Here is a 2,805-nt window from a genome sequence, read left to right as displayed (position 1 = left end):
CCCAAGGCCAGTCACCGCGTTCTGCCAGCCAGAACGGTAGTGCCGACTTTACGACTGCTTCGCAGCCGAGCGGGAGCACCCCCCCCCCCACAAAAGCTCAATCGATCAACCGCCCCAAGCCATCCAGCAATCGCTGCAACGCCCCCTGGTTACGGCGCATCACCGCCAGCCCCGCCTCCGCCATGCGCTGGGCATCCCGTGGCAACTCGAACAGGCGCTGTACCGCCAGGGCCAGGCTTTCGGCATCTTCGACTTCCTGCAACGCCCCGGCCGCCCGTAGTTGCGCAGCGATTTCGAGGAAGTTGAACAGGTGCGGTCCACTGAGGACCGGTTTTGCCAGCGCCGCCGGTTCGAGCAGGTTGTGCCCGCCGTTGGGCACCAGGCTGCCGCCGACAAAAGCACTGTCGGCCAGCGCGTAGAGAAACAGCAGCTCGCCCATGGTGTCGCCCAGCAGTACTGAGGTTTGTGCAGTAACCGGCTGAGCACTGGAACGCCGGACCGTGGCGAAACCTTCACGCTCACACAACTGCGCCACCGAATCGAAGCGTTCCGGATGACGCGGCACCAGGATCAACAACGCATCGGGATAACTGGCGAGCAGCCGTTGGTGAGCGGCCAACACAACTTCATCCTCGCCTTCATGAGTGCTGGCGGCGATCCACACCGGGCGGTCCACGGCTTGCCATTGGCGGCGCAAGGCACTCGCGCTTTCGAGCAGTTGCGGGTCGATGGTCAGGTCGAACTTGATCGAACCGGTCACCTCGACGGTGTCCGTACGGGCGCCCAACTGGCGAAACCGCTCCGCCTCGGCTTCGGTCTGCACGGCGAACAGGCTCATTTCGCCGAGCATCGGCCGGGTGAGCCTGGGGAAGCGCGCATAACCGCGCGCCGAACGCTCCGAGAGCCGGGCATTGGCCAACGCCACCGGGATGCCGCGCCTGGCGCACTGATGGATGTGGTTGGGCCACAGCTCGGTTTCCATGATCACCGCCAGTTTCGGGCGAACCTGATCGAGAAAACGCTTCGCCGCGCAAGGCAGGTCATAAGGCAGATAGCAGTGCTGGACGCGCGGCTCCTCGGCGAACAACGCCTTGATCCGCTCCGAACCGGTGGGTGTCATGCACGTCACCGTGATCGGCAACTGTGGATAACGTTGCAGCAAGGCGCGGATCATCGGCGCGGCGGCAATGCTTTCGCCCACCGACACCGCGTGGACCCAGAGGCCGCCCGGAACCAGTGCCGGCAAGCCCCACGCAAACCGTTCGCCGATGCGGCGGGCATACGCCGGGGCCTTGCGTGCCCGTAACCACAGCCGAATCGCCACCAGCGGCAGCCCCAGATAAAACAATGCGCTATAGAGAGTTCTGTTCATGGCGGCGGAGTTTATCGGTTTTTCAGCCAATCGCCTGCAACTGCACGGCAAAACGTTCCGCCAGCCAGCGCGCGGCCGGGCCCAGCGGTTCATCGCGACGCCAGACCAGCTCCACCACCAGGGCCGGCGGGGTCCATTCGCTGCTCAGCTCGACCATATCTCCCAGATAGGCCGGGTATTGCACAACGTGGCGAGGGAGCCAGGCCCAGCCCAGGCCACTCCTCAGCCATTCGGCCAGCACATAAAAACTGTCGGCGCGCCAGACCTGCGGGCTGGCCTGCTCACTGCCGGGGTAGACGCTGGTCTGGGTCGCCATCAGCAACTGCCGGTGCCGGGCCATTTCCCGGCACGACACATAACCATGGTGCGCCAGTGGATGGCCCCGGCCACACACCGTGACCATCTCGACACTGCCCAGCACCCGCCGCTCCAGCGCCTCGGGGATCTGGTCGTGATAGAACAGTAAACCCAGATCGGCGCGACGCTCCACCAGTTTGCGCGCAACGTCGCCCTGGGCGGCGCTGGCCAACTGCACTTCGAGCGTAGGAAACTGCTCGGCCAGCGCCACCAGGCTGTCGATTACCGGTTGATAGGGCATGGCTTCATCCTGGGCCAGGCGCAGCGAAGCCTCCTGCCCGCGCATCAAGGCCAGGGCTCGGCCGTTGAGCCGCTCGCATTGGCGCAACACTTCCCGCGCCTCTTCCAGCAGCGTCTCGCCCGCATCGGTGAGCCGGGGCTGGCGACCGCTGCTGCGCTCGAACAGGTTCACGCCAAGGTCGGCTTCGAGCAGGGCAATCGCGCTGCTGATGGCCGACTGCGCCTTGCGCTGGTCCCGAGCCACGGCGGAAAACGAACGTTGCTCGGCCACACCGACAAACAGCCGCAACTGCTCCAGATTCCATTGAACATTCATGGCGCAACCTATCTCCATTACAGATAGGTAATGACTTTACCGCATCTGCTCGTTCTCTAGAATGGCCCCATCGAAACACGCAACCGCCAATGAGGATCTGCCCATGAACGCCTATTACTACCTGGCCATCGCCATCTGCGCCGAAGTGATCGCCACCGTTTCGATGAAAGCGGTCAAAGGCTTGAGCACACCGCTGCCCCTGCTGCTGGTCGTCGCCGGTTACGGCATTGCGTTCTGGATGCTGACGCTGGTGGTGCGCACCGTACCGGTAGGCGTCGCCTACGCGGTCTGGGCGGGGATGGGCATCGTCATGGTCAGCGTGGCGGCGCTGTTCATCTACGGCCAGAAACTCGACGTGCCGGCGATGCTGGGGATGGCGTTGATTGTGCTGGGGGTGGTGGTGATTCAGTTGTTTTCAAAAACCGCTGGGCACTGAAACACATCGTTTATGGACTGGAACGCATCGTGGCGAGGGAGCTTGCTCCCGCTGGGCTGCGTAGCGGCCCTGAAGGCTTGGGAC

At 63.9% G+C, this 2,805-nt stretch carries 3 protein-coding genes; 1 reads left to right on the top strand and 2 read right to left on the bottom strand.

Translation table 11 applies throughout. The features are described 5' to 3' along the window. Positions 1–97 precede the first annotated feature (97 nt). The gene (gene waaA / locus ACE04F_RS01780; protein ID WP_486104319.1) at positions 98–1,372 is read right to left on the bottom strand and encodes a lipid IV(A) 3-deoxy-D-manno-octulosonic acid transferase; all 1,275 of its coding nucleotides are present in this window, start codon (positions 1,370–1,372) and stop codon (positions 98–100) included. A 22-nt stretch (positions 1,373–1,394) separates the two neighbouring features. Then, the gene (locus ACE04F_RS01775) at positions 1,395–2,285 is read right to left on the bottom strand and encodes a LysR family transcriptional regulator (RefSeq protein WP_486104317.1); all 891 of its coding nucleotides are present in this window, start codon (positions 2,283–2,285) and stop codon (positions 1,395–1,397) included. 103 nt (positions 2,286–2,388) lie between these two features. On the opposite strand from ACE04F_RS01775, the gene ACE04F_RS01770 reads away from it, so the two are divergent. After that, positions 2,389–2,721: a DMT family transporter gene (locus ACE04F_RS01770; RefSeq protein WP_305497247.1), complete on the top strand. Its 333-nt coding sequence runs from the start codon at positions 2,389–2,391 to the stop codon at positions 2,719–2,721. Positions 2,722–2,805 lie beyond the last annotated feature (84 nt).

It is taken from the genome of Pseudomonas sp. AGC41 (genome assembly GCF_057334555.1).
This window is presented reverse-complemented; position numbering and strand designations above follow the sequence as displayed.

Coding starts and splice junctions, on each gene's coding strand:
- ACE04F_RS01770 (WP_305497247.1), top strand. CDS start 2,389: ATGAACGCCTATTACTACCTGGCCATCGCCATCTGCGCCGAAGTGATC.
- waaA (WP_486104319.1), bottom strand. CDS start 1,372: ATGAACAGAACTCTCTATAGCGCATTGTTTTATCTGGGGCTGCCGCTG.
- ACE04F_RS01775 (WP_486104317.1), bottom strand. CDS start 2,285: ATGAATGTTCAATGGAATCTGGAGCAGTTGCGGCTGTTTGTCGGTGTG.